This window comes from Nocardioides sp. NPDC057577 (assembly GCF_042801335.1).
Taxonomy (GTDB): Bacteria; Actinomycetota; Actinomycetes; order Propionibacteriales; family Nocardioidaceae; genus Nocardioides.
Genome location: NZ_JBHVGB010000078.1, coordinates 1 through 25164 on the forward strand (window position 1 = coordinate 1; position 25164 = coordinate 25164).

24 protein-coding genes are annotated in these 25164 nt (G+C 69.1%); 5 read left to right on the plus strand and 19 right to left on the minus strand.

Features of this window, described 5'->3' with window-relative positions:
• Positions 1-121: 121 nt before the first annotated feature.
• The 7 genes from icmF to ectB form a co-directional block, all read right to left on the minus strand.
• Positions 122-3241 carry a fused isobutyryl-CoA mutase/GTPase IcmF gene (gene icmF, locus ACFU7D_RS16340; RefSeq protein WP_378868803.1) on the minus strand — a complete coding sequence of 1040 codons (3120 nt, stop codon included), beginning with the start codon at positions 3239-3241 and terminating at the stop codon, positions 122-124.
• An 88-nt stretch (positions 3242-3329) separates the two neighbouring features.
• Positions 3330-3812, minus strand: coding sequence for a MarR family winged helix-turn-helix transcriptional regulator (locus ACFU7D_RS16345; protein ID WP_378729398.1), 483 nt, complete (start codon positions 3810-3812; stop codon positions 3330-3332).
• 36 nt (positions 3813-3848) lie between these two features.
• Positions 3849-4400, minus strand: a complete 552-nt coding sequence (locus ACFU7D_RS16350) for a hypothetical protein (RefSeq protein WP_378729399.1) — start codon at positions 4398-4400, stop codon at positions 3849-3851.
• 37 nt (positions 4401-4437) lie between these two features.
• The gene (locus tag ACFU7D_RS16355) at positions 4438-4767 is read right to left on the minus strand and encodes a DUF4333 domain-containing protein (RefSeq protein ID WP_378868806.1); all 330 of its coding nucleotides are present in this window, start codon (positions 4765-4767) and stop codon (positions 4438-4440) included.
• An 81-nt stretch (positions 4768-4848) separates the two neighbouring features.
• Positions 4849-5748 carry an ectoine hydroxylase gene (gene thpD, locus ACFU7D_RS16360; RefSeq protein WP_378868808.1) on the minus strand — a complete coding sequence of 300 codons (900 nt, stop codon included), beginning with the start codon at positions 5746-5748 and terminating at the stop codon, positions 4849-4851.
• Entirely contained in the window at positions 5745-6161 is a 417-nt protein-coding gene (locus ACFU7D_RS16365) for an ectoine synthase (RefSeq protein ID WP_378729402.1), read from the minus strand. The genes thpD and ACFU7D_RS16365 overlap by 4 nt, the downstream gene beginning before the upstream one ends.
• A 24-nt stretch (positions 6162-6185) precedes the next feature.
• Positions 6186-8024: a diaminobutyrate--2-oxoglutarate transaminase gene (ectB, locus tag ACFU7D_RS16370; protein ID WP_378868810.1), complete on the minus strand. Its 1839-nt coding sequence runs from the start codon at positions 8022-8024 to the stop codon at positions 6186-6188.
• A 180-nt stretch (positions 8025-8204) separates the two neighbouring features.
• On the opposite strand from ectB, the gene ACFU7D_RS16375 reads away from it, so the two are divergent.
• The gene (locus tag ACFU7D_RS16375; RefSeq protein WP_378729404.1) at positions 8205-8903 is read left to right on the plus strand and encodes an IclR family transcriptional regulator; all 699 of its coding nucleotides are present in this window, start codon (positions 8205-8207) and stop codon (positions 8901-8903) included.
• A gap of 71 nt (positions 8904-8974) precedes the next feature.
• Here ACFU7D_RS16375 and ACFU7D_RS16380 read toward each other — a convergent pair whose 3' ends face one another.
• Genes ACFU7D_RS16380 through ACFU7D_RS16405 form a run of 6 tightly spaced genes read right to left on the minus strand, consistent with a single transcriptional unit; the run spans position 8975 to position 14280 of the window.
• Positions 8975-9460: a nuclear transport factor 2 family protein gene (locus ACFU7D_RS16380; RefSeq protein ID WP_378868813.1), complete on the minus strand. Its 486-nt coding sequence runs from the start codon at positions 9458-9460 to the stop codon at positions 8975-8977.
• Entirely contained in the window at positions 9457-10914 is a 1458-nt protein-coding gene (locus tag ACFU7D_RS16385) for an FAD-dependent oxidoreductase (RefSeq protein WP_378868815.1), read from the minus strand. Before ACFU7D_RS16385 ends, ACFU7D_RS16380 begins: the two co-directional genes overlap by 4 nt.
• Entirely contained in the window at positions 10907-11740 is an 834-nt protein-coding gene (locus ACFU7D_RS16390) for an SDR family NAD(P)-dependent oxidoreductase (RefSeq protein WP_378729407.1), read from the minus strand. Before ACFU7D_RS16390 ends, ACFU7D_RS16385 begins: the two co-directional genes overlap by 8 nt.
• Positions 11733-12176, minus strand: a complete 444-nt coding sequence (locus tag ACFU7D_RS16395) for a nuclear transport factor 2 family protein (protein ID WP_378868818.1) — start codon at positions 12174-12176, stop codon at positions 11733-11735. The genes ACFU7D_RS16390 and ACFU7D_RS16395 overlap by 8 nt, the downstream gene beginning before the upstream one ends.
• Positions 12176-12964, minus strand: a complete 789-nt coding sequence (locus ACFU7D_RS16400) for an SDR family NAD(P)-dependent oxidoreductase (protein ID WP_378868820.1) — start codon at positions 12962-12964, stop codon at positions 12176-12178. The genes ACFU7D_RS16395 and ACFU7D_RS16400 overlap by 1 nt, the downstream gene beginning before the upstream one ends.
• On the minus strand, positions 12961-14280 hold the full coding sequence (locus tag ACFU7D_RS16405) for an MFS transporter (RefSeq protein ID WP_378868822.1): 1320 nt from the start codon (positions 14278-14280) through the stop codon (positions 12961-12963). The genes ACFU7D_RS16400 and ACFU7D_RS16405 overlap by 4 nt, the downstream gene beginning before the upstream one ends.
• A gap of 210 nt (positions 14281-14490) precedes the next feature.
• Here ACFU7D_RS16405 and ACFU7D_RS16410 point away from each other — a divergent pair, with 210 nt between their 5' ends.
• The 4 genes from ACFU7D_RS16410 to fahA all read left to right on the plus strand — a co-directional run bounded on the left by ACFU7D_RS16410 (position 14491) and on the right by fahA (position 18448).
• The gene (locus tag ACFU7D_RS16410; protein ID WP_378868824.1) at positions 14491-15165 is read left to right on the plus strand and encodes an IclR family transcriptional regulator; all 675 of its coding nucleotides are present in this window, start codon (positions 14491-14493) and stop codon (positions 15163-15165) included.
• 90 nt (positions 15166-15255) lie between these two features.
• Positions 15256-16437: a homogentisate 1,2-dioxygenase gene (locus ACFU7D_RS16415; RefSeq protein WP_378868827.1), complete on the plus strand. Its 1182-nt coding sequence runs from the start codon at positions 15256-15258 to the stop codon at positions 16435-16437.
• Entirely contained in the window at positions 16434-17276 is an 843-nt protein-coding gene (locus ACFU7D_RS16420) for a hypothetical protein (RefSeq protein WP_378868829.1), read from the plus strand. The genes ACFU7D_RS16415 and ACFU7D_RS16420 overlap by 4 nt, the downstream gene beginning before the upstream one ends.
• Positions 17273-18448, plus strand: a complete 1176-nt coding sequence (gene fahA, locus ACFU7D_RS16425; protein ID WP_378868831.1) for a fumarylacetoacetase — start codon at positions 17273-17275, stop codon at positions 18446-18448. The genes ACFU7D_RS16420 and fahA overlap by 4 nt, the downstream gene beginning before the upstream one ends.
• Before the next feature lie 10 nt (positions 18449-18458).
• Here the strand turns inward: fahA and ACFU7D_RS16430 are convergent, their stop codons facing one another.
• From ACFU7D_RS16430 to ACFU7D_RS16455, 6 genes are all read right to left on the minus strand, one after another.
• Positions 18459-19457, minus strand: coding sequence for a LacI family DNA-binding transcriptional regulator (locus ACFU7D_RS16430; protein WP_378729415.1), 999 nt, complete (start codon positions 19455-19457; stop codon positions 18459-18461).
• Positions 19458-19471: 14 nt separating this feature from the next.
• Positions 19472-20941, minus strand: a complete 1470-nt coding sequence (locus ACFU7D_RS16435) for a glycoside hydrolase family 1 protein (protein ID WP_378868834.1) — start codon at positions 20939-20941, stop codon at positions 19472-19474.
• Complete coding sequence (locus ACFU7D_RS16440) at positions 20938-21786, minus strand: carbohydrate ABC transporter permease (protein ID WP_378868836.1); 849 nt, start codon at positions 21784-21786, stop codon at positions 20938-20940. The genes ACFU7D_RS16435 and ACFU7D_RS16440 overlap by 4 nt, the downstream gene beginning before the upstream one ends.
• Positions 21783-22751 (minus strand): carbohydrate ABC transporter permease, encoded by a 969-nt coding sequence (locus ACFU7D_RS16445; RefSeq protein WP_378729418.1) that lies wholly within the window; start codon positions 22749-22751, stop codon positions 21783-21785. Before ACFU7D_RS16445 ends, ACFU7D_RS16440 begins: the two co-directional genes overlap by 4 nt.
• A 7-nt stretch (positions 22752-22758) precedes the next feature.
• Positions 22759-24054 (minus strand): extracellular solute-binding protein, encoded by a 1296-nt coding sequence (locus tag ACFU7D_RS16450; protein ID WP_378729419.1) that lies wholly within the window; start codon positions 24052-24054, stop codon positions 22759-22761.
• 160 nt (positions 24055-24214) lie between these two features.
• Entirely contained in the window at positions 24215-25048 is an 834-nt protein-coding gene (locus ACFU7D_RS16455; protein WP_378868844.1) for a ketose-bisphosphate aldolase, read from the minus strand.
• Positions 25049-25164: the final 116 nt, after the last annotated feature.

The following is a 25164-nucleotide window of genomic DNA, read 5'->3' on the forward strand; positions in this document are numbered from 1 at the left end:
CCGCTGGGCGAGCCGCCGGAGCCGCTAGGCGGAGGCGTGTCGAGACCAACACGGTAAGCGACTGTGTTGGTCTCGACACGGGCTCCGCTGGCGCTCCGCCCGGCTCGACCAGCGGGGGTGGTCACACGTTGCGCCGGTACTGTCCACCCACCTCGAAGAACGCCTCGGTGACCTGCCCGAGCGAGCAGACCCGGGCCGCGTCCATGAGCGCGGCGAAGACGTTGCCGTCGGAGGTGGCGGCCTCCTTGAGGCGTACGATCGCGGCCTCCGCCTCGGTCGCGTGGGCCGCCTGGTAGGCGTGGACGCGGTCGAGCTGGGACTTCTTCTCGGTCTCGGTCGCGCGGGCGAGCTCGACGGGGCCGGCCGGCTCGCCGTCGGTGGAGCGTACGAAGGTGTTGACGCCGACGATCGGCAGGGTGCCGTCGTGCTTGCGGTGCTCGTAGAGCATCGACTCGTCCTGGATCTTGCCGCGCTGGTAGCCGGTCTCCATCGCCCCGAGCACGCCGCCGCGCTCCGAGATCCGGTCGAACTCCTTGAGCACGGCCTCCTCGACGAGGTCGGTGAGCTCGTCGATGATGAAGGAGCCCTGGAGCGGGTTCTCGTTGAAGGCCAGGCCCCACTCCCGGTTGATGATCAGCTGGATCGCCAGCGCGCGCCGCACCGACTCCTCGGACGGGGTCGTGACGGCCTCGTCGAAGGCGTTGGTGTGCAGCGACTGGGCGTTGTCATAGATCGCGATCAGCGCCTGCAGCGTCGTGCGGATGTCGTTGAAGTCCATCTCCTGCGCGTGCAGGGACCGCCCGCTCGTCTGGATGTGGTACTTCAGCTTCTGCGAGCGCTCCGAGGCGCCGTAGCGGTCCCGCATCGCGACCGCCCAGATCCGGCGGGCAACCCGGCCGATGACCGAGTACTCCGGGTCCATGCCGTTGGAGAAGAAGAAGGACAGGTTGGGCGCGAAGTCGTCGATCGACATCCCGCGGGCGAGGTAGGACTCGACGTAGGTGAACCCGTTGGCCAGCGTGAAGGCGAGCTGGGAGATGGGGTTCGCCCCGGCCTCGGCGATGTGATAGCCGGAGATCGAGACCGAGTAGAAGTTGCGCACTCCCTGCTCGATGAACCACTCCTGGATGTCGGCCATGCAGCGCAGCGAGAACTCCGTGGAGAACAGGCAGGTGTTCTGGCCCTGGTCCTCCTTGAGGATGTCGGCCTGCACCGTGCCGCGGACCGTCTGCAGCGCCTTCGCCGGGTCGATCCCGCGCTCGCGCGCCTGGTCGATCACGGTGTTGAGGAAGAAGGCCAGGATCGTCGGAGCCGGTCCGTTGATCGTCATCGACACCGAGGTCGTCGGGGCCAGCAGGTCGAAGCCGTCGTAGAGCGCCTTCATGTCGTCCAGCGTCGCCACCGAGACGCCGGAGGTGCCGACCTTGCCGTAGATGTCGGGGCGTACGTCGGGGTCACGGCCGTAGAGCGTCACCGAGTCGAAAGCGGTCGAGAGCCGGGTCGCGGGCTGGCCCTCGGAGAGCAGTTTGAAGCGGCGGTTGGTGCGGAACGGGTCGCCCTCGCCGGCGAACATCCGCGCCGGGTCCTCGTCGGCCCGCTTGTAGGGGAAGACCCCCGCGGTGAACGGGAAGAACCCGGGCAGGTTCTCGTTGCGCAGGAACCGGGTCAGCTCACCGCGGTCGGTGTAGCGAGGGGTCGCCACCCGCGGGATGTAGTTGCCCGCCAGCGACGTGCGGCCGCTCTCGTCGGCGGCGTACGTGTCCCTGGTCTCCTCCCACGAGGAGAGCTGTTTCCGCAGGTCATCGGGGATCTCGGAGGCGGGGGACTCGAGCTCGGGGTGGTCCTGGGCGACGATCTCGTAGGCCTGCTCCTTGCGCGCCGCGGTGACGAGCTCGACGGTGTGCGCGTGGTAGTCGCGTACGTCGCCGGCGATCTCGGCCAGGTAGCGGACCCGCTTCTCGGGGATGATCGGGTGCAGGCCCGTGGAGTGGCGGGTCTCGACGCGCGGGAGGACACCCTCACCGACCGCCAGCCCGGCCTCGGCGAGGAGCCCGCGCAGGTGCTGGTAGAGCGCGGTGACGCCGTCGTCGTCGAAGGCGGCGGCCGAGGTGCCGAAGACCGGCATGTCGTCGGGGGAGGAGGTGAACGCCTCCCGGTTGCGGACGAGCTGGCGCGACACGTCGCGCAGCGCGTCCTCGGCTCCGCGGCGCTCGAACTTGTTGATCGCCACCACGTCGGCGAAGTCGAGCATGTCGATCTTCTCCAGCTGGCTCGCGGCGCCGAACTCAGGAGTCATGACATAGAGCGAGACGTCGACGAAGTCGCTGATCCCGGTGTCGCCCTGGCCGATGCCGGGGGTCTCGACGATGACGAGGTCGACGGCGGACTTCATCACGGCGAGCACGTCGGCGAAGTGCTCGGGCACCTCGTGGCCGCCGCGAGTGGCGAGGGAGCGGTAGAACGTCGAGGAGGGGCCGCCGTCGGTGATGGGCGCGAGCGAGTTCATCCGGATCCGGTCGCCCAGCAGCGCGCCGCCGCCGCGGCGCCGAGACGGGTCGATGGCGAGGATGCCGATCCGGATCTTGTCCTCCTGGTCGGTGCGCAACCGCCGGACCAGCTCGTCGGTGAGCGAGGACTTGCCGGAGCCGCCGGTGCCGGTGATGCCCAGGACGACCGCCCGATCGGCCTCACGCAGCGGGTCCGCGATCTCGGCCGGCAGCCGCCCCTGCTCGGCCGCGGTGATGGACCGCGTGAAGGAGAGGGGGCAACCGCCGAGCACGTCCTCGGCGGCGAAGTCGAAGGTGGGCCACAGGTCGCGGTCGACGTCGCGTACGACCGAGTTGATCATCCCCGGCAGCCCCAGCCGCTGGCCGTCCTCCGGGGAGAAGATCTTGACGCCGGAGTTGGCCAGCCGCTCGATCTCGTAAGGAACGATGACCCCGCCGCCGCCGCCGACGACCTTGACGTGCCCGGCGCCACGCTCCTTGAGCGCGCGGACCAGATACTCGAAGAACTCCACGTGCCCGCCCTGGTAGGACGAGACCGCGACGCAGTGGGCGTCCTCCTGCAGGGCCGCGTCGGCGATCTCGGTCACCGAGCGGTTGTGACCGAGGTGGATCACCTCGCACCCCTGGGCCTGGAAGATCCGGCGCATGATGTTGATCGCCGCGTCGTGACCGTCGAACAGGCTGCTCGCGGTCACGATCCGCACGTGGTGCTGGGGGATGTGGAGGTCGGACATGGGCGGTCTCCCAGGGAATAGTTGGACGTCCAAGTAATTCCAGCATAGGTCGTCCCCCGCGTACTTGCCAGTACGCGACGTCGATGTCTCAGCCGACGGCGTCCCCCGAGGCCGCGCGGACCTGGGTGAGCAGCCCGGTCAGACCGGGTACGTCCTCGATGCCGGGCTTCTCGAAGACCTCGCTGTTGAGCGAGATCGTGGCCGCCTCGACCGCCTCCCGGCCGGCGTCGGAGATGGCGGCGAGGACCACCCGCCCGTCTGCTGCCGAGCGGCTGCGGCGTACGAAGCCCTGCTTCTCCAGCCGGGCGACGGCGCTGGTCACCGAGGCGGGGTGGACCTGGAGGCGGGAGCCGAGCTTGGCCATCGGGAGCTGGCCGTCCTGGGTGAAGGAGAGCAGGCGGAGCACCTCGTAGCGGGCGAAGGAGAGGTCGTGGGGGCGCAGCGCGGAGTCGACGCGCTCCATCACGAGCTGGTGCACGCGCACGAGCGAGGTCACCAACGCCATCCCGTCGGCAGCGTCGGCCCAGCCGTGCGCGATCCACTGCCGTTTCGCCTCGCGGATCGGATCCATGCGGGCCAGCATCACACAGATGGCTTTACTACATGATCACGACGGCGCGCCGAACGTCCCGAGCAGGTTGAGAATCACGGCGAGGCCGATGACGGTCGCGATCACCGAGAGCGTCACGACCAGGCCGACCGCGACGGAGAAGCCCGCGCCCTCGTGCCGTGCGCCGCGCTGCTGCAGCGCATAGAGCCGGGCGACGCTGGTGATCAGCGTGCGGCCCTCCTCGGCATCGAAACGGTACTGGTCCAAGTCGGGGACGGACTCGGGGTCGTGCACGTGCCATACGCCCTGGTCGGTCTGCTCGTCATCGGCCTCGATGCGGCGTACGCCGGTCCTCTGCGTGTGGGGCACGTCGCCGAACCAGACGAGGCTGCGGGTGTCCTCGATGATCGCGTAGGAGGAGCGGGTCGGCATCGAGACGTGGTAGGTGAAGACCCAGTGGAGCTTGGTGGCCGTCAAGGTGGCATGCCAGCGCTCGTCGGCCAGGTCGAGCTCCACGTCGAAGCCGCGTGCGGTCTCGGTCGCCTTGTAGGGAGTTCCGTCGCACACGCGCGCGACATGGTCGAAGAAGGGCCTCGCATGAGGGGACACGACTCAACAGGCTATCTGGTCCGGGGACTCTGCGGGACTACTCCGCGGCGTTGGGCGGCACGTCGATCTTGAAGTGGACCCTGCTGCCCTCGACGTCGTCGACGGTGATGATCGCGTCGTACTTCTCGCCCTCGGAGGTGAGGACGCAGGTCATCTCGGTGCCGATCTTGCCCTCGAGGTCGCCGGGGCAGTCGAGACCCTCGGGGGTGACGCCGATGGCGTTGGTGAGCTGCTCGGTCGCGATCCGCTCGACGGTCTTCTCCTGCACGTAGTCCTCGCCCGAGCCGCCGCACGCCGTCAGGGCGAGCGACAGCACGAGCAGAGCCGCGCCGGTCAGGGCGCCCGAGAAGGCGCGGGTACGTGTCATGCGCTCAGCCTAGGGGTAGGCAAAGATCAGGCAGACGTACGCCGCACCCGCTCGGGCGCGAAGGGGCGACCGGCCGAGGGGTCAGCCCACCGGAGCGAAGTCCCGCGCCCCGATGAACGTGGGCCGCGGCCTCGGCGCCGAGAACGGCTCGACCGCGGTGTTCTCCACGCTGTTGAACACCAGGAAGACGTTCGAGCGGGGGTACGGCGTGATGTTGCCGTTGGACCCGTGCATGCAGTTGCAGTCGAACATGACCGCGCTTCCGGCAGCCCCGGCCAGCACGTCGATCCCGTAGGTGTCCGCCATCTTCGTGACCGTCTCCTGATCGGGGGTGCCGGCGCCCTGCATCACCAGCGAGGACCTGTAGTTGTCCTCGGGAGTGGCGCCACCGCACGAGACGTACGTCCGGTGCGTGCCGGGCATGATCATCAGCGGCCCGTTGAAGGAGTAGTTGTCGGTCAGCGAGATCGAGATGCTGACGGTCCGCATCCGGGGCAGGCCGTCCTCGGCGTGCCAGGTCTCGAAGTCGGAGTGCCAGGAGAAGTCACCGCCGCCGAAGCCGGGTTTGAGGTTGATCCGGCTCTGGTGGATGTAGACGTCCGAGCCCAGGACCTGCCGGGCCCGACCGACCACGCGTGGGTCGGCCGCCAGCCGGGCGACGATGTCGCTGGTCCGGTGCACCTCGAAGATCGAGCGCACCTCCTGCGAGGCGGGTTCGATGATGGTGCGCTGGTCGGCACGGGTCTCGGGATCGTTGCTGAGCCGGTGCAGCTCGGAGCGCAGCTCCGCGACCTCCTCGGGCGTGATGAGGTCGGGGACGGTCAGGTAGCCGCGCTCGTCGTAGGAGTCGAGCGTCTGCTGGTCCATCGGCCCGTCGGCCGCGGTGCCCCAGACGACCCTGTCCTGGCGGGGGAGCGTGCTGAAGCCCTCCTCGAGGCGGGTGGGGTACACGTCCTCGACGTGCTCGATTGCAGCGGTCATGCAGTGACCTCCGTGGTCTCGGTGAGAAGCGGATAGACGCCGTCGTCGTCGTGCACCTCGCGGCCGGTGACCGGTGGGTTGAAGGTGCAGATCAGACGCAGATCGGTCGTGGCGGTGACGGTGTGCTTGTCGTGCTTGTCGAGCAGGTAGCACATCCCGTCGCGGATCTCGTACGTCTCTCCCGTCTCGCGGTCGAGGAGCTCGCCCTCACCGCCGACGCAGTAGACGCACTCGATGTGGTTGGCGTACCAGAACTCGTTCGTCGTCCCGGCGGGGATGTTGGTCTCGTGGAAGGAGAAGCCGACGCCCTCGCGGGCCAGGACGATCCGGCGGCTTCGCCAGGTCCCATGCTCGGACTCGACACGTACGTCTCGGTCGGTGTCGTCGAGGTCTTCCAGATAGGTGACGCGCATGTTCTCTCCGTTTCGAGTCGGGGGTCAGGCAGCGCTGCCGAGGACGGACGCGGTGGCCTCCTGGAGGACGGCGAGACCGCGGGCGAGCTCCTCGGAGCTGATGGTCAGCGGCGGCATCGTCTTGAGCACCTCGTCCTCGGGCCCGGAGGTCTCGACCAGCAGGCCGCACTCGTAGGCCGCGGTTGCGATCTTCCCGGCCGCGCTGACGTCCGGGAAGGCGATGCCGGTCAGGAGCCCGCGACCGCGGACGGTCGCACCCTCGTACCGCTCGGTGATCTCCGTCAGCCCCGCGCGCAGCTCGGCGGCCTTCGCCTGGACCTCGTTCTGGAAGGACTCGTCGGCCCAGTAGGTCTCCAACGCCACCCGGGCGGTGACGAAGGCGAGGTTGTGGCCGCGGAAGGTGCCGTTGTGCTCGCCGGGCTCGAACTGGTCCAGCTCGGGCCGGATCAGGGTCAGTGCCATCGGCAGGCCGAAGCCGGAGATCGACTTCGACAGGCAGACGATGTCGGGGGTGAACCCGGCCTCCTCGAAGCTGAAGAAGGTGCCGGTACGCCCGCAGCCGGCCTGCACGTCGTCGACGATCAAGATGATGTCGTACTCGCGGCACAGGTCCGAGAGCGCCTTGAGCCACTCCAGCCGGGCGGCGTTGAGGCCGCCCTCGCCCTGGACGGACTCCACGATGATCGCGGCGGGCTTGTCGACGCCGGAGCCGCTGTCCTGGAGCACCCGCTCCAGCCACATGAAGTCGTCGACGGCACCGTTGAAGTAGTCGTCGTACGGGATCTTCGAGCTGTTGGTCAGCGGGATGCCCGCGCCTCTGCGCTTCATCGAGTTGCCGGTCACCGACAGCGAGCCGAGCGTCATCCCGTGGAACGCGTTGGTGAAGGACAGCACGTGCTGGCGCCCGGTCGCCTTGCGGGCCAGCTTGAGCGCGGCCTCGACCGAGTTGGTCCCGGTCGGACCAGGGAACATCACCTTGTAGTCGAGATTGCGCGGCTCGAGGATCAGGTCGGAGAAGGCTTGCAGGAAGTCCCGTTTGGCGCTGGTGTGCATGTCCAGCGAGTGCACGATGCGGCCCTCGCGCAGGTAGTCGAGCAGCGGATCCAGCAATGCGGGGTTGTTGTGCCCGTAGTTGAGCGCGCCGGCCCCGGCGAAGAAGTCCAGGAACTCACGCCCGTCCTCGCTGGTCAGGGTGGAGCCTTGGGAGTGGGTCATCACGGCCGGCCAGCTGCGGCAGTAGCTGCGGACCTGCGACTCCAACGAGTCGAAGATCGCGGTGGCAGGTTCGGTGGTCGTCGTCATGGACATGACACCTCCGTGTATCGTCGATCCCGAGGGGGCGTTCCCGTCGGGTCGTGCGGTCGTGAACGGGCCGATGCGGAACAACAGCTCCGGGTCGTGCCCGTCGGGAAACATCGCGGCCTCGAAGAGCGGCGTGCGCTCGATCGGGGCGCTGCGTGCGTTCGCGAACGAGGTGAACAGCGCGATGGAGGCGCTGTTGTCCGCGGTGATGGTCGTCTCCAGGCGGCGTACTGCCGGCTCGGCGGAGAGGCTGTCGACGAGCTCGTCGAGCATGCGGCGGGCCAGGCCCTGGCCGCGGTGCCGCTCGTCGACGGCGACCTGCCAGATCATCAGGGTCTCTGGCTCGTCCGGACGGCGGTAGCCGATGACGAATCCTCCTGGATCGTCATCGACGGTCGCGACGATCGATGTCGCCGCGAAGTCGCGCGCCCACAGCAGGTAGGCGTACGAGGTGTTGACGTCGAGTACCCGAGATTCCCGTGCCATCCGCCACAGATGCTGACCGTCCTCGAGGTTCGGTGAGCGGAAGTCGACTCGGGTGGCCGACTCCGGGCGGGGCACGCTGCCATTCGAATTGCGATGTGGCATCGCCTCACGACGCTAACAGGATGCGGGACGTAAGGCCCGGGAGGAGTCCGCACTCCGATATGCGGGGCGGATGAGTCGGATATCGGTGCCGGCCTCGCACTCGAGGTGGGTAGGATGTTCATATAACGCACATTTGAGAAGGGTCGTCTTCAGATGCTTGATTCCGCGCCGCCGGCCGGTGCGCAAACGATCGATCGTGGTCTGCGGGTGCTGTGGTACCTGGCCGAGCATCCCCTGGGGGTCACCCTCGCGTCGTTGAGCCGGGACCTGGGGATGAACCGCACGGCCCTGCATCGGCTGATGGAGACCTACCGAGCCCACGACATCGTCCGCCGCGACGAGAACAAGTGCTTCCACCTGTCCTACGGGCTCGTGCAGCTCGCCTCGCACGTCGACAGCGACCTGCACCGCATCGCCTACCCGGTGCTGGCCGAACTGGCGGACGCGACCGGTGGGACCGCGCACATCATGGTCCCGGTCAGCGACAACGAGGTCCAGGCGATCGCCGTCGTGGAGCCGCGCAACGCCGCGGTCCATCTCTCGTTCCGGACCGGGCATCGTCACCAGATCGACCGCGGCTCGGGCGGGATCGCGATCCTCGCCGGCCGGCCGCCGAGCGAGGACGACTCCGAGGAGGTGCGCGAGGCCCGACGCCTGGGGTACGCGCTGTCGTTCGAGCAGATAATCCCTGGAGTCGCGGGTGTGTCCGTGCCGGTGCCCACCCCGGCCAAGATGCCGGAGGCGTGTCTCGGGATCTCGCTCGTGGACCGGAATGCGGCGGATCGTGCGGCCCCGCTCGTGGTCAAGGCGGCCGAGGAGCTCAGGTCGCTGCTGCTCGTGCACGGACGCTGAGAACGGCCAGGATCCCGGGCCTCGGGCGATGTGCCTCGAGACCCGGGATCCGATCCGGGGTCGTGCCTCGGTCAGGAGTAGACGGGATCGCTCATGTCACGCTGGGAGCCGACCCAGGCGGGATCGAGCTGGTCCACCATCGACACGGTGCGCGACTCGTCGAAGACCACGACACGGTCGGCGACGGCCCACCGGCCGTCGCGACGTTCGAACCGGTCCACGTAGCGGCAGCGGATCACCGCGAGATCCTGTTCGGTCGCCCCCGGCGCCGGCTTCTGGCGCAGGAAGCACAGACAGTACGACTCGACCTTGGCCGTGTCGTCGTCGACGAAGTCGATCAGCACGTTGCTGATGAAGTGCTGGGACGAGTCGATCGTCCGATGGCGCTGCCGGATGTCCTCGACCAGCCCGGCCGCGTTCCCGGTGTAGCCACCGTGGACGTCGATCGCGTCGTCGAAGTAGCACGCCGCGATGGCGTCGTAGTCCAGCCGGTCGACGGCGCGCGCGTACCGGAACAGCACGTCCTGGATCTCGAACCGTTCCTCGATGCGACTCATGCCTCTGCGCCCTCCATCTGCCTCTGTGTGATCTCCGCTGCGCGTCGGGCGCCGTTGCGCCCGGCCACCCGGCCGAGCACCAGCGCATGGGCGACCGAGTTGCCGCCGCCGACGTAGCGCTCGCCGAGGATGCCGCCCGCGGCCTCGCCGGCCGCGAACAGTCCTGGTACGGCGCGGCCGTCCGTCCTGACCACCCGGGTGTGGGCGTCGATCTGGAGTCCGGTGTGGGTGCAGACCAGCTCTGCCGGCAGCATCCGGACGGCGTAGAACGGGCCGGACCCGATCGGGTCCAGATGTGCGTCGGCACCCTTCCCGGCCAGGGTCTCGTGCCGGAGGAAGTCCTCGTCGCAACCGTCCTGGAACAGCTCGTTGAACCGCTCGACGCTCGCGGTCAGGTTCTCGGCCGGAACCCCGATCAGGCCGGCGAGCTCGTCCAGGGTCTCGGCCCGCCGGACCACGCCCTTGTCGACCTCCTCGGTGATGCGGTCGGGTGCCCAGTCGGCGTACCCCTCCGGCAGGGCGGTCCGGGCTCGTTCGTCGAAGACCGACCAGACCCAGCCGCCGTGGTCCTTGAGGATCCCCGGGCTGACTGCGTACGGAGCGTCCTCGTCCATGCACCGGCGACCGTCGGTGTTGACGTGGATGCGGGACGGCGGCGGGAACCCGCTCTGCCAGTGGTGGTAGCGCTGGAACTCGGCGGTGACCAGCAGCAGGCCCCAACCGTCGCCGAACAGGGACAGACCGTGGCGCTCGGCGATGCCGATGTGGTCTCCACGGGAGCCAGGAGCGGCGACCACGAAGAGGGCGTCGCCGGCGACCGAGGTCTCGGGGAAGTACCTCTCCACGAGACCGGGGTTGGCGGCGAGCCCGCCGGAAGCGACCACGACGCTCGGTGCGGTGATCTCGGTGTCCTCGATGACCACGCCGGCCACCTCGCCGTCCCGGACGAGGATGTCGTCGACCCGGCTGCCGAGCGCCAGGTCGACACCCAGCCGGGCGCGCGCCTTCTCGAGCGCCTGCACCAGCCCGTAGCCCTGGTCCTTCGGTACGTGGCCGCGCCAGACGTCCTCGACGCCCGCGCGGGACAGACCCGGCATGTGCGCGCTGTGGGAGATCTGAGCGGGGATCTCGACGCCGAGATCGGTGACCCAGTCGACGATCGTGCTCGACTCCTCGCAGAACATCCGGACCGGGCCCGGAAGGACGCGCCACTGGTTGAGGTCCATGTAGTGCTGGAACATCCGCGCGGGGGAGTCCTCGATGCCGAGGGCTTCCTGGACGCCCGTGCCGGCCGCGGTGAGCAGGCCCGCGGAGAGCTGGGTCGACCCGCCGACCTCGGCCTCCGACTCGAGCAGCAGGACCCTGGCCCCGTCCTGGGCGGCCGAGATGGCCGCGGCCAGCCCGGCACCACCGGCGCCGACGACGATCAGGTCGTAGTCGTACGGCTCAGACATGCTGCGAGCCACCGTCCACCGGGATGTTGGTCCCGGTGATGTAGCGGGCGCTGTCGGAGAGCAGGAAGTAGAGAGCGCTGAAGACCTCGATCGGGGCGCCCAGGCGGCGCAGCGGGACGGTGCTGAGCGCGCGGTCGAGCGCTACCGGGTCCTCCTGGACCCAGCGGGTCATCTCGGTGTCGATGAAGCCGGGAGCGATCGAGTTGACCCGGATGTTATCCGGGCCGAGCTCGACGGACATGCAGGTCGTCAGGTGCTTCACCGCGGCCTTGGAGGAGTTGTACGTCGCACGGGTGACCCGAGCACGCACAGCCGCGACCGAGCCCATGTTGACGATCACGCCGCCGCCGACGGTGCGGAAGTGACGTGCGGCGGTCTGGCCGCCGTAGACGACTCCGTTGAGGTTGACGCCGTAGGTCAGGGCGAGCTGGTCGGGGGAGATGTCGGTGAACTCGGCCTGTGGGAAGACCCCGGCGTTGTTGACCCACATGTCCAGCCGGCCGAACTCCTCGAGAGCCTTGGCCGCCATCGCGTCGTGAGCGGCGGGGTCGGTCACGTCGGCGCCGATCCCGACGACACGGCCCGCGTCGGGGACGCCTGACAGGTTGGCGTTGATCTTGTCCGCGACCGCAGCCATCGCGTCGCCGTCGAGATCGCCTCCGACGGCGTTCACGCCGCGGCGGGCGAGCTCCTCGACGAAGAGAGCGCCCATCCCTCGGCCCGCCCCGGTGACGACGACGGTACGTCCGCCGAGCTCGGGGTTGAGGGCCGGCAGCGGGGAGAAGTCGACGCGGCCGGGATTCGAGGTGGCACGTTCGTCAGTCATGGGTGGGTAGCTCCTTCTTGAGTGGGTCCGGCTGGCCGTCGCGGACGACCAGACGGTGGTGAAGCCGCAGCTCCGGCAGACGCCGGAACCGATCGGTGATGGTGGTGATGCGCTCGATGCGCGCCTCACCCGTGGTGATGTCGTGGGTGGCGACGATGAGCAGGTTCGCTCGCACGAGGACCGCGTCGTCGGTGACGTCGTCGAGCGCCACGTTCGTCACGATGTGATGCAGATGCGGGTTGCCCCGATGCACCGTCCGGGCGAACTCCTCCAGGGCCGACGTACCGACGACCGGATCGGGGTAGGTGGGGGAGTCGAAGACTCCGTCCGCGGTGAACATCGCGGCCCAGTCGGCGGCCTCGCCCCGGTCGATCGCCAGGGACTGCCGTCCGTAGAAGTGCTGGACCTCGACGAAGACCTCGAGCTCGGGGCTCATCACTCGGCCCCCAGGTCGGCGAGGATCCGGTGGTAGAGCCCACCGGACGTCAGTCCGCCGTCGGCGACCAGCTCGGCCCCGTTGACGTAGGACGACGCGTCGGAGAGCAGGAAGCACACCACGGCGGCGATCTCGTCCGGCGATGCGAGCCGCCCCTCCGGCACGGCCCGGAGGCTCGCGTCCACGAAGCTGCTGTCGGGTGCCTGATGAAGCAGCGGAGTGCCGGTCAGCCCGGGGTGGACCGAGTTGACCCGCACCTTGCGCTCGGCGAACTCCAGGGCGCCGACCTTCGACAGTCCCCGCACACCCCACTTGCTGGTGCCGTACGTCGCGGAGAAGTAGCCGACCATCCCGGCGATGGAGGAGACGTTGACGACCGAGGCGCCGTTCGCGCTGGTCAGGGCCGGGGCGAGGAACTTCATCCCGTAGAAGACGCTGGACAGGTTGATCGCCATCACCTGGTCCCACTGCTCGACGCTGGTCTCCTCGATGCCCAGACGCAGGCTCACGCCGGCGTTGTTCACGAGGCCGTGCAGGGGGCCTTCCTGCTCGACCTCGCGCGCGGCCCGGGCCCACGACTCCGGGTCGGCGACGTCGAGGGCGGCCGCCCGCGCCGAGCCGCCGGCGGCCGCGACCTCTTGGGCCAGACCTCGAGCGCCGTCCTCGTCCAGGTCGGCGACCCACACGTGTGCGCCGCGTGCCGCCAGCGCGAGGCTGTAGGCGCGGCCCAGGCCGCCGGCGGCACCGGTGACGAAGACGGATCGGCCCGCGAAGTCACGATCGGTCACAGCTCGAGCTCCTTGCCGCGGGTCTCGGGGAGGAAGAACGTGGCGACGAAGGACAGCACGGCGGTGAACAGCAGGAAGCCGGCCGGCGCGAGGTTGTTGCCGGTCAGGCTGATCAGGAGCGTCGCGATGAAGGGGGCCGTCCCGCCCAGGGTCATGTTGGTGAAGTTGTTGGCCAGCGCGATGCCGCTGTAGCGGTAGCGCGCCCGGAAGATCTCGGCGTACGTCGAGAACGAGACGCCGTTGTTGCAGCCGATCACGAAGGCGAGGGTCGCCTGGGCCGCGATCGCGGCCCCGACCGAACCGTCCCGCATCAGCAGGAAGGCCGGGATGGTCAGGACGACCACCAGACCGGAGCTGGTGAAGAAGACCGGTCGTCGTCCGAACCTGTCGCCGAGGTAGCCGGCGATCGGCAGGCTGATGACGGCGGCGACCATCGCGATGCACGTGGAGGTGAAGGCGACGTCCGCGGAGTGACCGCCTTCGGTCTGCAGGTAGCTGGCCGCGTAGACGGAGCAGATGTAGTAGCCGCCGACGATGAGCGCGCCGAGCCCGACCACGAGGAGGACCTGGCGCCAGGCGTGCCGGAGCACGTCGGTGATGGGGTACGCCGACTGCTCGATGTCCTCGGACTCCTGGACGGCCTCGAACTGGTCGGTCTCGTGGAGCTGGCTGCGGATGTAGAGGCCGATCAGGCCGATCACCAGGCTGATCAGGAACGGCACGCGCCAGGCCCACTCGCTGATGGTCTCCTCGCTGAAGGCCGTGTTGACGCCGAGGGCGACGAGCGCGGCCAGCAGGGACCCCAGATAGGTGCCGGTGTTCACGAACGAGGTCTGGAAGGCGCGGTGCCTGGCCGGGGCGTTCTCCGCGACGAACGCGTTGGCGCCACTGAGCTCGCCGCCCGCCGCGAAGCCCTGCAGGCAGCGGCAGAGGACCAGGACCGCCGTCGCCCACACGCCCAGCGTGGCGTACGTCGGCAGGATCCCGATCCCGGCCGTGGCGATCGCCATCAGCAGGATCGTGTAGGTCAGGGAGCGCTTGCGGCCGTACTTGTCGCCGATGTGCCCGAAGAAGATCCCGCCGGGGACGCGCAGGAAGAACGCGACCGCGAAGGCGGCGAACGTGTTCAGCAGCGCGGTGGTGGGGTCGCTCTCGATGAAGAAGTGGCTGGCGATCATCGTCGCCATGTAGCCGTAGATCGCGAAGTCGTAGTACTCGACCACGGTGCCGAGCACGGCCGCCCGGATCACCTTGGCGGTGGACTGGGTGGGACGGCTGGTCTCGGTCGGACTGCCTGCGGTGACGGAATGACTCATTACTGCCTCTCGGACGTTCAAATAACGAACGAAGCGTTCAATTATGCGTCACCATAACCACCAATGTGTGATGGGCGCAACACCTGCCGGCGGATCGGTGGCCGCGCTCGGCGACGTGGCCGGTGGCGATGGATGCGCGTGGAGACGTGCTCTAGTCTGCGGCTGGGGGCTGCTGTGTCCCCGTCCGCGACCCGCATCGGGAGGATGATGATGGCCACGCTTCAGGGCTTGGACCGTGGGCTGGCGGCGCTTGCCTTCGTCTCCCAGAACCCGGCCGGCGTCACGGTGGCCGACGTCGCCGCTCATCTCGGCGTCGACCGCGCGATCGCCTATCGCGTCGTCGCCACGCTGGAGGCGCGTGCCCTCGTCACGCAGGGGCGCAACAAGCGCCTGCGTCTCGGTGCCGGCGTGATCGCGCTGGCGGGCCGCTTCTCGTCCCAGCTGATCCAGGCGGCAGAGCCTGCGTTGCAGGATCTCGCCGACGCGGTCGGCGCCCCGGCGTTCCTGACCCTCGCGCACGGCGAGGACGAGTGCGTCCCGGTGCTCGAGGCCGACCCGAAGGTCGGTCAGGGGCCCGTGCGGGTCGGCTATCGGATCGGGCAGCGCTACCCGCTGGACAAGGGTGCGAGCGGGATCGCGATCCTCGCGCTCGCCGGGCCGCAGCCGGGTGACTCCGCGGCGGTTCGGGAGGCGTGCGAGCTCGGCTACAGCCACACCGCGGGCGAGCTGCAGCGCGGCGCGGTCGGGATCGCCGTCGGCTTCGAGGCTCCCGGGTCGCTTCGGGCGTCCGTCGGCATCGTCACGATGGACGACATCGACCCGACCGAGGTCGGCCCGCTGGTGGGCGCTGCCGCTCGGAGCCTGGCCGAGCTCGGCCTGGGCTGAGTCGGCCCGCTCTTGACGGGGCGCGGGCCATCGTCCTACTTTTGCGCTTAGAGCGCACATAAATGTGCGTTCAACGCACAAGGAGCACTCATGCCGTACTACCACTCCGCCGGCGCCGTCCCCCCGAAGCGGCACACCCAGCACCGCGACGAGGCCGGGAACCTCTACTTCGAGGAGCTCATGGGGGAGGAGGGCTTCTCCTCGGACTCGTCGCTGCTGTACCACCGGAACATCCCGTCGGCCGTGAGCGAGTACCGCACGTGGGAGCTGAACGACCAGTCGCTCGTGCCCAACCACCCGCTCCTCCCGCGGCACCTCTCGACGCACAAGATCTTCGCGGAGGGTGAGACCGGCATCGACGCCGTGACGGGTCGTCGACTGCTGCTCGGCAACGATGACGTACGGCTGTCCTATGTCGTGGCCGACGCGGTGAGCCCCTACTACCGCAACGCGCTCGGCGACGAGTGCCTCTACGTCGAGGAGGGTGCCGGACGGGTGGAGACCGTGTTCGGCGACCTCGAGGTGGGGGAGGGCGACTACGTGATCATCCCGCGCGCGACGACGTACCGGGTCGTTCCCGACGGTGTGCTGCGCATCTACGCGATCGAGGCCAACTCCCACATCGGGCCGGCCCGGAACTACCTGTCGAAGCACGGTCAGCTGCTCGAGCATGCCCCCTATTGCGAGCGCGACCTCCGGCTGCCCGTGGGACCGAAGGTGGTCGAGGGCGAGAACGTCGAGGTCCACATCAAGCATCGCGGGCCCGACGGGATCGCCGGCAGCGTCCACGTGCTGCCCCACCACCCGTTCGACGTCGTCGGCTGGGACGGGTGCCTCTACCCCTACGTCTTCAACATCAGGGACTTCGAGCCGATCACCGGCCGGATCCACCAGCCGCCGCCCGTGCACCAGGTCTTCGAGGGCAACAACTTCGTGATCTGCAACTTCGTGCCGCGCAAGGTCGACTACCACCCGCTCGCGATCCCGGTGCCCTACTACCACTCCAACGTCGACTCCGACGAGGTGATGTTCTACTGCGGCGGCGACTACGAGGCGCGCAAGGGATCGGGCATCGGCCAGGGGTCGATCTCGCTGCACCCTGGCGGTCACCCGCACGGCCCGCAGCCGGGCGCGTACGAACGCAGCATCGGCGCGGAGTTCTTCGACGAGCTCGCCGTGATGGTCGACACCTTCCGCCCGCTGCTGCTCGGCGAGGCCGGCCGCGCGACCGACGACGGACAGTACGCCTACTCCTGGGTGCGCAACCGATGAGGATGCTGGCCGGGCTGCTCGACGACGCTGCGGTGTTCCCGCCGGGGAACGCGTCGCTCGAGCAGGCCGTCGACGCTCACGTACGTCACCTGCGGTCGGTCCATGCCGACCTGGTCGGGCCGCTCGTGCTGGCCGCCAAGGACCTGGGTGCGCTCGAGGTCGTCCTGGGAGATCGGCCCGGGCACTCCGTCGACCTCACCCTGACGGTCCCGCTGCAGGGGCTCGTCCCGGCGATCGCCGCCGCCCGAGCCGTCCGGTCCGTCCGCCTCGTCGGACTCGAGGTGGCGCTTCCCGACGGGACCACCGCCGCGGAGGCCCTTGCGGCGCTCGACGCCGCCGGCCTCGACGCCGACCTCGACCTGACCACCTATGTCGAGGTGCCCCGGGACAGTCGCCGCGCCGACGTCCTCGCAGCGCTAGCAGGCACGCCTTATCGCGCGAAGTTCCGCACCGGCGGCGTCCGGGCGGACCTCTATCCCGACGAGACGGAGCTGGCCGCAGCGGTCAGGTCCGCGATCTCCCTCGGGGTGCCGTTCAAGGCCACCGCCGGCCTCCACCACGCCGTGCGCAACACGGATCCCGCGACAGGGTTCGAGCAGCACGGCTTCCTCAACGTCCTGGTGGCGACCGGGTGCGCGCAGGACGGTGCCGATGACACCGAGGTCGCGAAGCTGCTCGCCGAGCGTGACGGAGGCCGTCTCGCCGAGCAGGTGCGGACGCTCGAGCCCTCGGTGCGGGATGCGTTCTGCTCCTTCGGCACCTGCTCCATCGACGAACCCATCACCGAGCTGGTCGACCTCGGCCTGCTCGACCCCCGATACAAGAAGGATCTCGCGTGACCACCATCAGCATCCCCGACGGCTCGCTCTTCGGCCTGGCCAACCTTCCCTACGGGGTCTACTCCGTTCCCGGCCAGGACCCGCGGGTCGGCGTACGTCTGGGCGAGCACGTGGTCGACCTGGCCCTTCTCCTCGGTGACGACGTGTTCGCCGCCGACAACCTCAACCCGTTCATGGCACAGGGCTATGAGCGCTGGGTCGAGGTCCGCGCGTCGATCACCGAGCGGATCCAGGGTGACGTGCCCGACGAGGCCGTGCACGACCTGCGGGACGTCACGCTCCACCTCCCCTTCGAGGTCGCCGACTACGTCGACTTCTATGCCTCCGAGCACCACGCCGCCAACCTCGGCCGGCTCTTCCGCCCCCAGGTCGCCGAGCCCCTGATGCCGAACTGGAAGCACCTGCCCGTCGGCTACCACGGTCGGTCGTCGTCCATCGTGGTCTCGGGCACGGACATCGTCCGCCCGTCCGGTCAGCGGAAGGGTCCCGACGACGAGGTGCCGGTCTTCGGCCCCTCCGTCCGGCTCGACATCGAAGCCGAGATGGGCTTCGTCGTCGGCACCGGGAGCGCGATGGGGACCAGCATCCCCGCCGGCGATGCCGAGCGACACATCTTCGGCGTGGTGCTGTTCAACGACTGGTCCGCGCGTGACATCCAGGCCTGGGAGTACGTCCCGCTCGGCCCGAACCTCGGCAAGTCGTTCGGCTCGACCGTCTCGGCCTGGGTCGTCCCGCTTCTCGCGCTGGAGTCCGCACAGGTCCCGACGCCCGCACAGGAGCCCGCGGTCCTGCCCTACCTGCAGATGCAGCGTCCCTGGGGGCTGGACATCGAGCTCGAGGTGGTCTGGAACGGGCAGGTCGTGTCCCGGCCGCCGTACGCGGCCATGTATTGGTCACCCGCGCAGATGCTCGCGCACCAGACCGTCAACGGTGCTCCCAGCCGCACCGGCGACCTGTTCGCCTCCGGGACCATCTCCGGCCCGGACACCGACCAGCGCGGCGCGTTCATCGAGCTGACCTGGGGTGGCGCCGAGCCGGTCGAGGTCAACGGCACCCCGCGTACGTTCCTGGAGGACGGCGACGAGATCGTGCTCCTCGCCACCGCGCCCGGTGCCGACGGCACTCGGATCGGGTTCGGGGAGGCACGCGGCCGGATCGTGGGCCAGGGCTGACCGAACCCGATCAGGCAGACGTACGCCGCACCAGCTCGGGCGCGAAGACGACCCGACGCGGGATGGTGGTGGTGCCGTCGAGCTGCGCGAGCAGGAGCCGGGCGGCCTCCTCGGCCATGTCGCCTATCGGGTTCTTGACCGTGGTGAGCGGGGGAGTGGTGCGCTCGGCGATGCCGAGGTCGTCGTAGCCGACGACCGCGATGTCGTCGGGGACGCGGCGGCCGGCTCGCTCGAGGGTGCGGAGCGCACCCGCGGCCATCAGGTCGGAGGCGACCATGAGGCCGTCGATGTCCGGATGGCTGCCCAGCAGGATCTCGCAGGCGGCCTCGCCGCCGTCCTCGGTGAAGTCGCCCTCGACGACCGCGTCGGCGGCGAGACCGGCGGCGTCCAGGGCGGCCCGCCAGCCGGCCACCCGGTCGGCGCCCGCACTCATGTCGGCGGGGCCGGTGATGGTGCCGATCCGGCGACAGCCGCGGTCGATGAGCACCTGGGTGACCTCGCGCGCGCCGGCGAAGTTGTCGGTGTCGGCGTAGGAGACCCGGTGTGCGCCGGTCCACGGGCGGCCGACGAAGGCTGCCGGCAGGCCGAGGTCGGCGACGTGATCGGCGAGCAGGTCGCTGCGGTGCGAGGAGACGACGATGGCGCCGTCGATGTGACCGCCGCGCAGGTAGCGCAGCATCCGGTCCTCCTCCTCACCGGGACGCGCGATCAGGAGGACCACCTGCAGGTCGCGGGACGAGAGGGCCCGGGTGACGATGCGCAGCGTACGGGCGAAGAACGGGTCGGCGAAGACCCGCTCGTCAGCCTCGGGGATGACCATGGCGACCGAGTCGGTACGCCGGGTCACCAGCGACCGCGCCGCCGGGTTGGGGGTGTAGCCGAGCGTGCGAACGGCCTCGGCGACGGCCTCGGCGGCCTTCGCGGACACCCGAGAGCCACCGTTGATCGCGCGCGACGCGGTCGCCCGGCTGACACCAGCCATCCGGGCGACCTCGTCGAGCGTGGGCATGTTCACGACAGTGCCTATTCCTTCCGGGCCGGCACCCGGTTGTTGGCGGCGACATCGGCGAACCAGAGGCCGCTGTCCTTCGGCGTACGCACCTGGGTCTCGAAGTCCACGTGCACGATCCCGAACCGGTGGGCGTAGCCGTAGCTCCACTCGAAGTTGTCGAGCAGCGACCAGGCGAAGTAGCCCTGGATGTCCGCGCCCTGCTCGATCGCGTCGAGCGTCCCGCGCAGGTGCTGGTCGATGTAGTCGAGTCGGGCGGTGTCGTGCACTGCCCCATCCTCGACCACGTCGTCATAGTAGGCGCCGTTCTCGGTGATGTAGATGGGCGGGGCTCCGTACTCACCGCTGAGCCGGGTCAGCAGCCGGGTCAGCCAGACCGGGTCGATCTCCCAGTCGCGGGCGGTCGTGGCGCGGCCCGTGCGCGGGGTGACGAACTCGGCACCGGGGTAGGGGTTCCCGCGGGGCATGTCGGAGTGCACGAGCCGGCTGCCCAGCACCTGGTCGGGGTCGATCTCGAACGGCTCCGCCGCGATGGCGTTGCCGAAGTAGAAGTTGACCCCGAGCACGTCGAGCGGCGCGGAGATGACCTCCAGGTCGCCCTCGAGCACCCAGTCCTGCCACGGACGGCCCTGGAAGGTCAGGCCCTCGGTGTCCGCGGCCAGGTCGTCGGCGTACTTGCCCCGGAACAGCGGGTCGAGGAACACCCGGTTGTGCAGACCGTCGATCCGCCGGGTCATGTCGACGTCCTCGGGACGGTCGGCGTCGTAGGGGTCGACGACCGTCGGGTTGAGGGTGATGCCGAGGTGCTTCCCGTTCTCCGGCGTCGCGCCGCGGCTGCGCAGCTCGTTGACGACGAGGCCGTGCCCGAGCATGAGGTGGTGGGCCGCGACGATGCCGGCCACGCCCTCCTGGCGACCCGGCGCGTGCTGGCCGCCGGAGTAGCCGAGGAACGCCGAGCACCAGGGCTCGTTCAGCGTCGTCCAGTTGTCGACGCGGTCGGAGAGCGCGTCGTAGACGGTCGTGGAGTACTCCACGAACCGGTAGGCGGTGTCACGGCTGGTCCAGCCGCCCTGCTCCTCCAGCGCCTGCGGCAGGTCCCAGTGGTAGAGCGTGATCCACGGCGCGATCTCGGCCTCGAGCAGCTCGTCGACGAGACGGCTGTAGAAGTCGAGCCCCGCCTGGTTGACCTTGCCGCCGTCGGGACGGATCCGCGGCCACGCCGTCGAGAACCGGTACGAGGCCAGGTTGAGGCGCTTCATCAGCGCGACGTCCTCGGGCACCCGGTGGTAGTGGTCGCACGCGACCTCGCCGGTGTCGCCGTTGAGGATCGCCCCCGGCACCTTGGCGAAGGTGTCCCAGTTGCTGGGCGTACGTCCGTCCTCGTCGATGGCTCCCTCGATCTGGTAGGACGCGGTCGCCGCGCCCCAGAGGAAGTCCTTCGGGAACGTACGTTCGGCGCGGGTGGGGTTTGTCGAGAGGGTCATCCCTTGACGGCTCCTTGCATGATGCCGGACACCAGGTGGCGGCCGGTGGCGATGAACAACAGCAGCAACGGGATCGTCGCCATGATGGTCCCGGCCTGGAGCAGAGCGAGGTCGCTCAGCCCCTGCCCGGGTGCGATCTTGAGCTTGTCGAGCGCGGTCTGGAGGGTCTGGACGTCGGAGTTCTGCAGCACCAGCAGGGGCCACATGAAGTCCGTCCAGACGCTCATGAACGTGAACAGTGCCAAGATCGCCATCGCCGGACGTGCTGCCGGGACGGCAACGGTCCAGACGATGCGGATCTGAGAGCAGCCGTCGACACGGGCTGCGTCGATCAGCTCGTCGGGGATCGCGTCGACGAGGTACTGACGCATGAAGAACACCCCGAACGCGGTCACCAGCCACGGCAGGGTGACCGCCGTCAGGGTGCCGTCGAGGCCGAGGTTGCTGAACTGCTTCAGCATCGGCACCAGGGCCAGCTGGGTCGGGACCGCCAGCGTCATGACGATGAACGCCATCAGCACGTTGGACCCCTTGAAGCGGAGCTTTGCGAACGCGTAGCCCGCCAGCGTCGAGAACGCCACCACCGAGAATGCGCCGATGCTCGAGACGACGACCGAGTTGAGGAGCGCCGACCAGAAGTCGATCTGGTCGAAGACCCGCTTGGCGTTGTCGATGAAGTGGCCGCCGGGCACCAGCGGGGGCGGCGACTGGAGGGTCCTCTCCTTGGTGACCGTGCCCATGACGTAGGACCAGTAGAGGGGGAAGACCGAGCCGATGACGAACGCGGCGAGCAGCGCGTAGACCAGGAAGCCCGGCTTGTTGATGCTGTGCATCTTGCCGCTCATCGGGCAGCACCTCTGTTCTGGATCGCGCGAGTGATCACGAAGTTGAGCAGGGCGACCCCGACGATGAGCAGGAACAGCAGCCAGGCCGCGGCGGCCGCCCGGGGATAGGGGTCGGTCGCGCTGTTGGCGGTGTTGAAGACGTACATCGTCAGGGTCTGGAACTGGTAGTTAGCTCCGCCCTGGTGCTGCAGGTTGGTGTCGAAGAGCCGCGGCTCGGTGAAGATCTGCAGACCGCCCATCGTCGAGGTGACGATCACGAAGATCATCGTCGGGCGGATCGAAGGCAGGGTGATGTTCCAGAACTGGCGTCCGCTGCCGGCCCCGTCGAGGGAGGCGGACTCGTAGAGGTCACGGGGGACCGCCTGCATCGCCGCCAGGATGATCAGCGTGTTGTAGCCCGTCCAGCGCCAGTTGACCATCGTCGCGATCGCCGTCCAGCTGGCGAAGCGGTCGGTGTGCCAGCCGATCGGGTCGATCCCGATCGTGCCGAGCAGCTGGTTGGCGAGCCCGGACTTGTCGGCGAAGATCGCGCTCCAGATGAGCGCGGCCGCGGCGGGGGCGACGACGTACGGCAGCAGGACCGACATCCGCCACCAGGAGCGTCCGCGCAGGTTGGTGTCGAGGAGCGCCGCGATGACCGTCGCGATGATCACCTGCGGCACCGAGGAGAGCACGAAGATCCCGAACGTGTTGACCAGGGCCTTGTGGAACACCGGGTCGGTGATGACGTGGACGTAGTTCGCCCAGCCGACCGGGTCACCGACGGAGCCGCCGAAGCGCGGCCAGGAGAAGAAGGACAGGTAGCCCGTGTAGAGCAGCGGGTAGAGGCCGATCGCCGCGAAGACGATGAAGAACGGCGCGACGAAGAGGTACGGCGCGTACTTCACGTCCCAGCGGCTGAGCCGCTGCCGCAGGGCCGAGGGGCCCTGCGGCGAGCGGCTCGCCTGAGGGGATGTCTTGAGCATCTTCAGATCAGAGGTTGCCCACGGCGCCGACGAAGGTCGTCCAGGACGTCTCGGGGTCCTCGCCCTCGTCGACACGCTGGATCGCGGTCTGGAACAGGCCGAGCACGTCGGAGTACTTGTCACCCTTGAACGGGACGCCCGGCGTGACCGCAGCGGCGCGGTTGGTCAGGATCTCGGTGGTCTTGGCGTTGCCGAAGTAGGGGTCCTCGGCATTCTCGGCCTGGAGGGTCTTCTGCGCCTCGAGGTTGCCCGGGAAGTTGCCGGCAGCCTTGGACGCGGAGACCTGCGACTCGGCGTTGGTCAGGTAGTCGGCGACCTCCTGGGCCTCCTCGGTGTGCGCGCCGCTCGCCGGGACCGCGAGGAACGAGCCGCCCCAGTTGCCGCCGCCGCCCGGGAAGGCGTCAGCGATCCTCCAGCCCGTCACGTCCGGCGCGGAGGACTTGATGTTGGCGAACATCCAGCCCGGGCACGGCATCGTCGCGAAGCCGTCGTTGGTGAAGTTCGCCTGCCAGTCCTCGCCCCACTGGACGACCTTGGTGGACAGGGTCGGGGAGTACTTCGTGACCGTGTCGTAGACCGCCTTCAGCTCGTCGTTCTCGACGTTGACCTTCTGGTCCTCGGTCTGGAACGGGAACTCGACCTGGTTGAGCATGGCCTGCGCGACCGAGCCGGAGGCGTCGTACCACTTCGTCTGGGGGACCTTCTTGGTGAACTGCTCGCCGGTCTTGTAGTAGGTGTCCCAGTCCGCGAAGAGGGCTGCGGCGTCGGCGGGGTCGCTCGGGAGGCCGGCCTTCTCGAAGAGGTCGGCGCGGTAGCACATCGCCTCGGGGCCGATGTCGGTCGGATAGCCGATCTGCTTGCCGTCGGTGGTCTGGCCGGCCTTGTAGGCGTATTCGACCCAACGGCCGTCGAGCTCGGGGTCGGAGATGTCGGCGAACTGCTCGTTCGCGCCCTCGGCGACCAGCGCCGCCATGGCGTCACCCTCGACCGCGATCACGTCGGGGAGCTCGGTGCCGGCCTGGAGAGCCTTGGTCATCGACTCCTTCCAGGTGTCCCACTCGGCGATCTTGGTCTGCTTGATCTTGAAGGGGCGCTCGGGGTCGGCGTTCCACTTCTCGATCTGCTCGTCGTAGCCGAACTCGCTGAACGTGGTGATGGTGAGCGTGTCGTCCTTACCGAGAGAGGACTGCTCGTCGCCGTCACCGCCACCGCAGGCCGTCAGGCCGAGGACGAGAGAGGCGACGGCACATGCGGCCAGGGCGGTTCTGGGCCGGCGGTGCCAGGGCTTGGAGTTGTTGGACACGGGAGTGCTCCTGCACGTCTGTGTGGGGAGTGAGAGCGCTTCCACTCTCGGGATTAAGGAGAGTGTGATTGCGCTCACAGGCCCCTGTCAAGTAGGCGGGTGGTAACGATTCTGTGATTGTGGGAGCGCTTCCACCAAAGTGGGGAAACCAGTGGGTCGGTCAGCCTGAGATGACGGTGAGGAGCCGAGCGGCCTCGGCGGCCATCGCGTCGCGGCCGGCGCCGAGATAGTTGCGCTGGTCGACCAGGCTCGTGTCGGCCCCGAGGGTTTCGCGGACCGCGCCGGTGAAGGCCTTGTTGAGCTGGGTGGCGACGTTGATCTTCGTCATCCCGGCGGCGATGGCGGCCCGGAGCCCGTCGTCGCTCACCCCGGAGGAGCCGTGCAGGACCAGCGGGACGTCGACGGCGCGGTGGATCTCGGCGATCAGCGCCTCGTCCAGGGTGGCGTCGCGGGTGGTCATCTTGTGGCTCGATCCGACCGCGACGGCGAGGGCGTCGACGCCGGTGCTGGCGACGAACGCGGCCGCCTCGGCCGGGTCGGTGCGTACGCCTGGAGCGTGGACGCCCGCCTTGCCGCCGACCTCGCCGAGCTCGGCCTCGACGTGGGCGCCCCGGTCGTGGCAGCGGCGAGCGACGGCGGCGGTGCGGGTGAGGTTGTCCTCGTAGGGGAGCTGGGAGGCGTCGTACATCACCGACGAGAAGCCGAGATCGACCGCGATCCCGACCAGGCGCTCGTCGGTCGCGTGGTCCAGGTGGAGCGAGATCGGCATGGTGGACGCCGATGCGATCGCGATCGCGGCGTGGGCCAGCGGCGCCAGACCTCCGAGGTAGCGCACCGCGTTCTCGCTGATCTGGACGATGACCGGCCGGTTCGCGGTCTCGGCTCCGGCGGCGATCGCCGCGACGGTCTCCAGGTTGATCGCGTTGAAGGCGGCGACGCCGCGGCCGTCCTCATAGGCAGCGCTGACGAGCGCGGCGGTGGTCGCGAGGGTCACTGCCGTTCTTCCCGCCACGTCTGCGGCTGGGTCGCGATCTCGGCCTCCACATGCGTACGCCTCATGGGGGAAGTGTCGCAGGCAGATCGCAACGAAACGGCCGCCGACCCCAGGGG

What these genes read in the sequence shown, in the direction of transcription:
- ACFU7D_RS16365 (WP_378729402.1), bottom strand. Translation starts at nt 6,161, where the DNA reads ATGCGCGTCACCTATCTGGAAGACCTCGACGACACCGACCGAGACGTA.
- ACFU7D_RS16445 (WP_378729418.1), bottom strand. Translation starts at nt 22,751, where the DNA reads ATGCTCAAGACATCCCCTCAGGCGAGCCGCTCGCCGCAGGGCCCCTCG.
- ACFU7D_RS16420 (WP_378868829.1), top strand. Translation starts at nt 16,434, where the DNA reads ATGAGGATGCTGGCCGGGCTGCTCGACGACGCTGCGGTGTTCCCGCCG.
- ACFU7D_RS16385 (WP_378868815.1), bottom strand. Translation starts at nt 10,914, where the DNA reads ATGTCTGAGCCGTACGACTACGACCTGATCGTCGTCGGCGCCGGTGGT.
- icmF (WP_378868803.1), bottom strand. Translation starts at nt 3,241, where the DNA reads ATGTCCGACCTCCACATCCCCCAGCACCACGTGCGGATCGTGACCGCG.
- ACFU7D_RS16410 (WP_378868824.1), top strand. Translation starts at nt 14,491, where the DNA reads ATGGCCACGCTTCAGGGCTTGGACCGTGGGCTGGCGGCGCTTGCCTTC.
- ACFU7D_RS16375 (WP_378729404.1), top strand. Translation starts at nt 8,205, where the DNA reads ATGCTTGATTCCGCGCCGCCGGCCGGTGCGCAAACGATCGATCGTGGT.
- ACFU7D_RS16345 (WP_378729398.1), bottom strand. Translation starts at nt 3,812, where the DNA reads ATGGATCCGATCCGCGAGGCGAAACGGCAGTGGATCGCGCACGGCTGG.
- ACFU7D_RS16395 (WP_378868818.1), bottom strand. Translation starts at nt 12,176, where the DNA reads ATGAGCCCCGAGCTCGAGGTCTTCGTCGAGGTCCAGCACTTCTACGGA.
- ACFU7D_RS16390 (WP_378729407.1), bottom strand. Translation starts at nt 11,740, where the DNA reads ATGACTGACGAACGTGCCACCTCGAATCCCGGCCGCGTCGACTTCTCC.
- ACFU7D_RS16355 (WP_378868806.1), bottom strand. Translation starts at nt 4,767, where the DNA reads ATGACACGTACCCGCGCCTTCTCGGGCGCCCTGACCGGCGCGGCTCTG.
- ACFU7D_RS16440 (WP_378868836.1), bottom strand. Translation starts at nt 21,786, where the DNA reads ATGAGCGGCAAGATGCACAGCATCAACAAGCCGGGCTTCCTGGTCTAC.
- ACFU7D_RS16380 (WP_378868813.1), bottom strand. Translation starts at nt 9,460, where the DNA reads ATGAGTCGCATCGAGGAACGGTTCGAGATCCAGGACGTGCTGTTCCGG.
- thpD (WP_378868808.1), bottom strand. Translation starts at nt 5,748, where the DNA reads ATGACCGCTGCAATCGAGCACGTCGAGGACGTGTACCCCACCCGCCTC.
- ACFU7D_RS16435 (WP_378868834.1), bottom strand. Translation starts at nt 20,941, where the DNA reads ATGACCCTCTCGACAAACCCCACCCGCGCCGAACGTACGTTCCCGAAG.
- ACFU7D_RS16405 (WP_378868822.1), bottom strand. Translation starts at nt 14,280, where the DNA reads ATGAGTCATTCCGTCACCGCAGGCAGTCCGACCGAGACCAGCCGTCCC.
- ACFU7D_RS16415 (WP_378868827.1), top strand. Translation starts at nt 15,256, where the DNA reads ATGCCGTACTACCACTCCGCCGGCGCCGTCCCCCCGAAGCGGCACACC.
- ACFU7D_RS16430 (WP_378729415.1), bottom strand. Translation starts at nt 19,457, where the DNA reads ATGCCCACGCTCGACGAGGTCGCCCGGATGGCTGGTGTCAGCCGGGCG.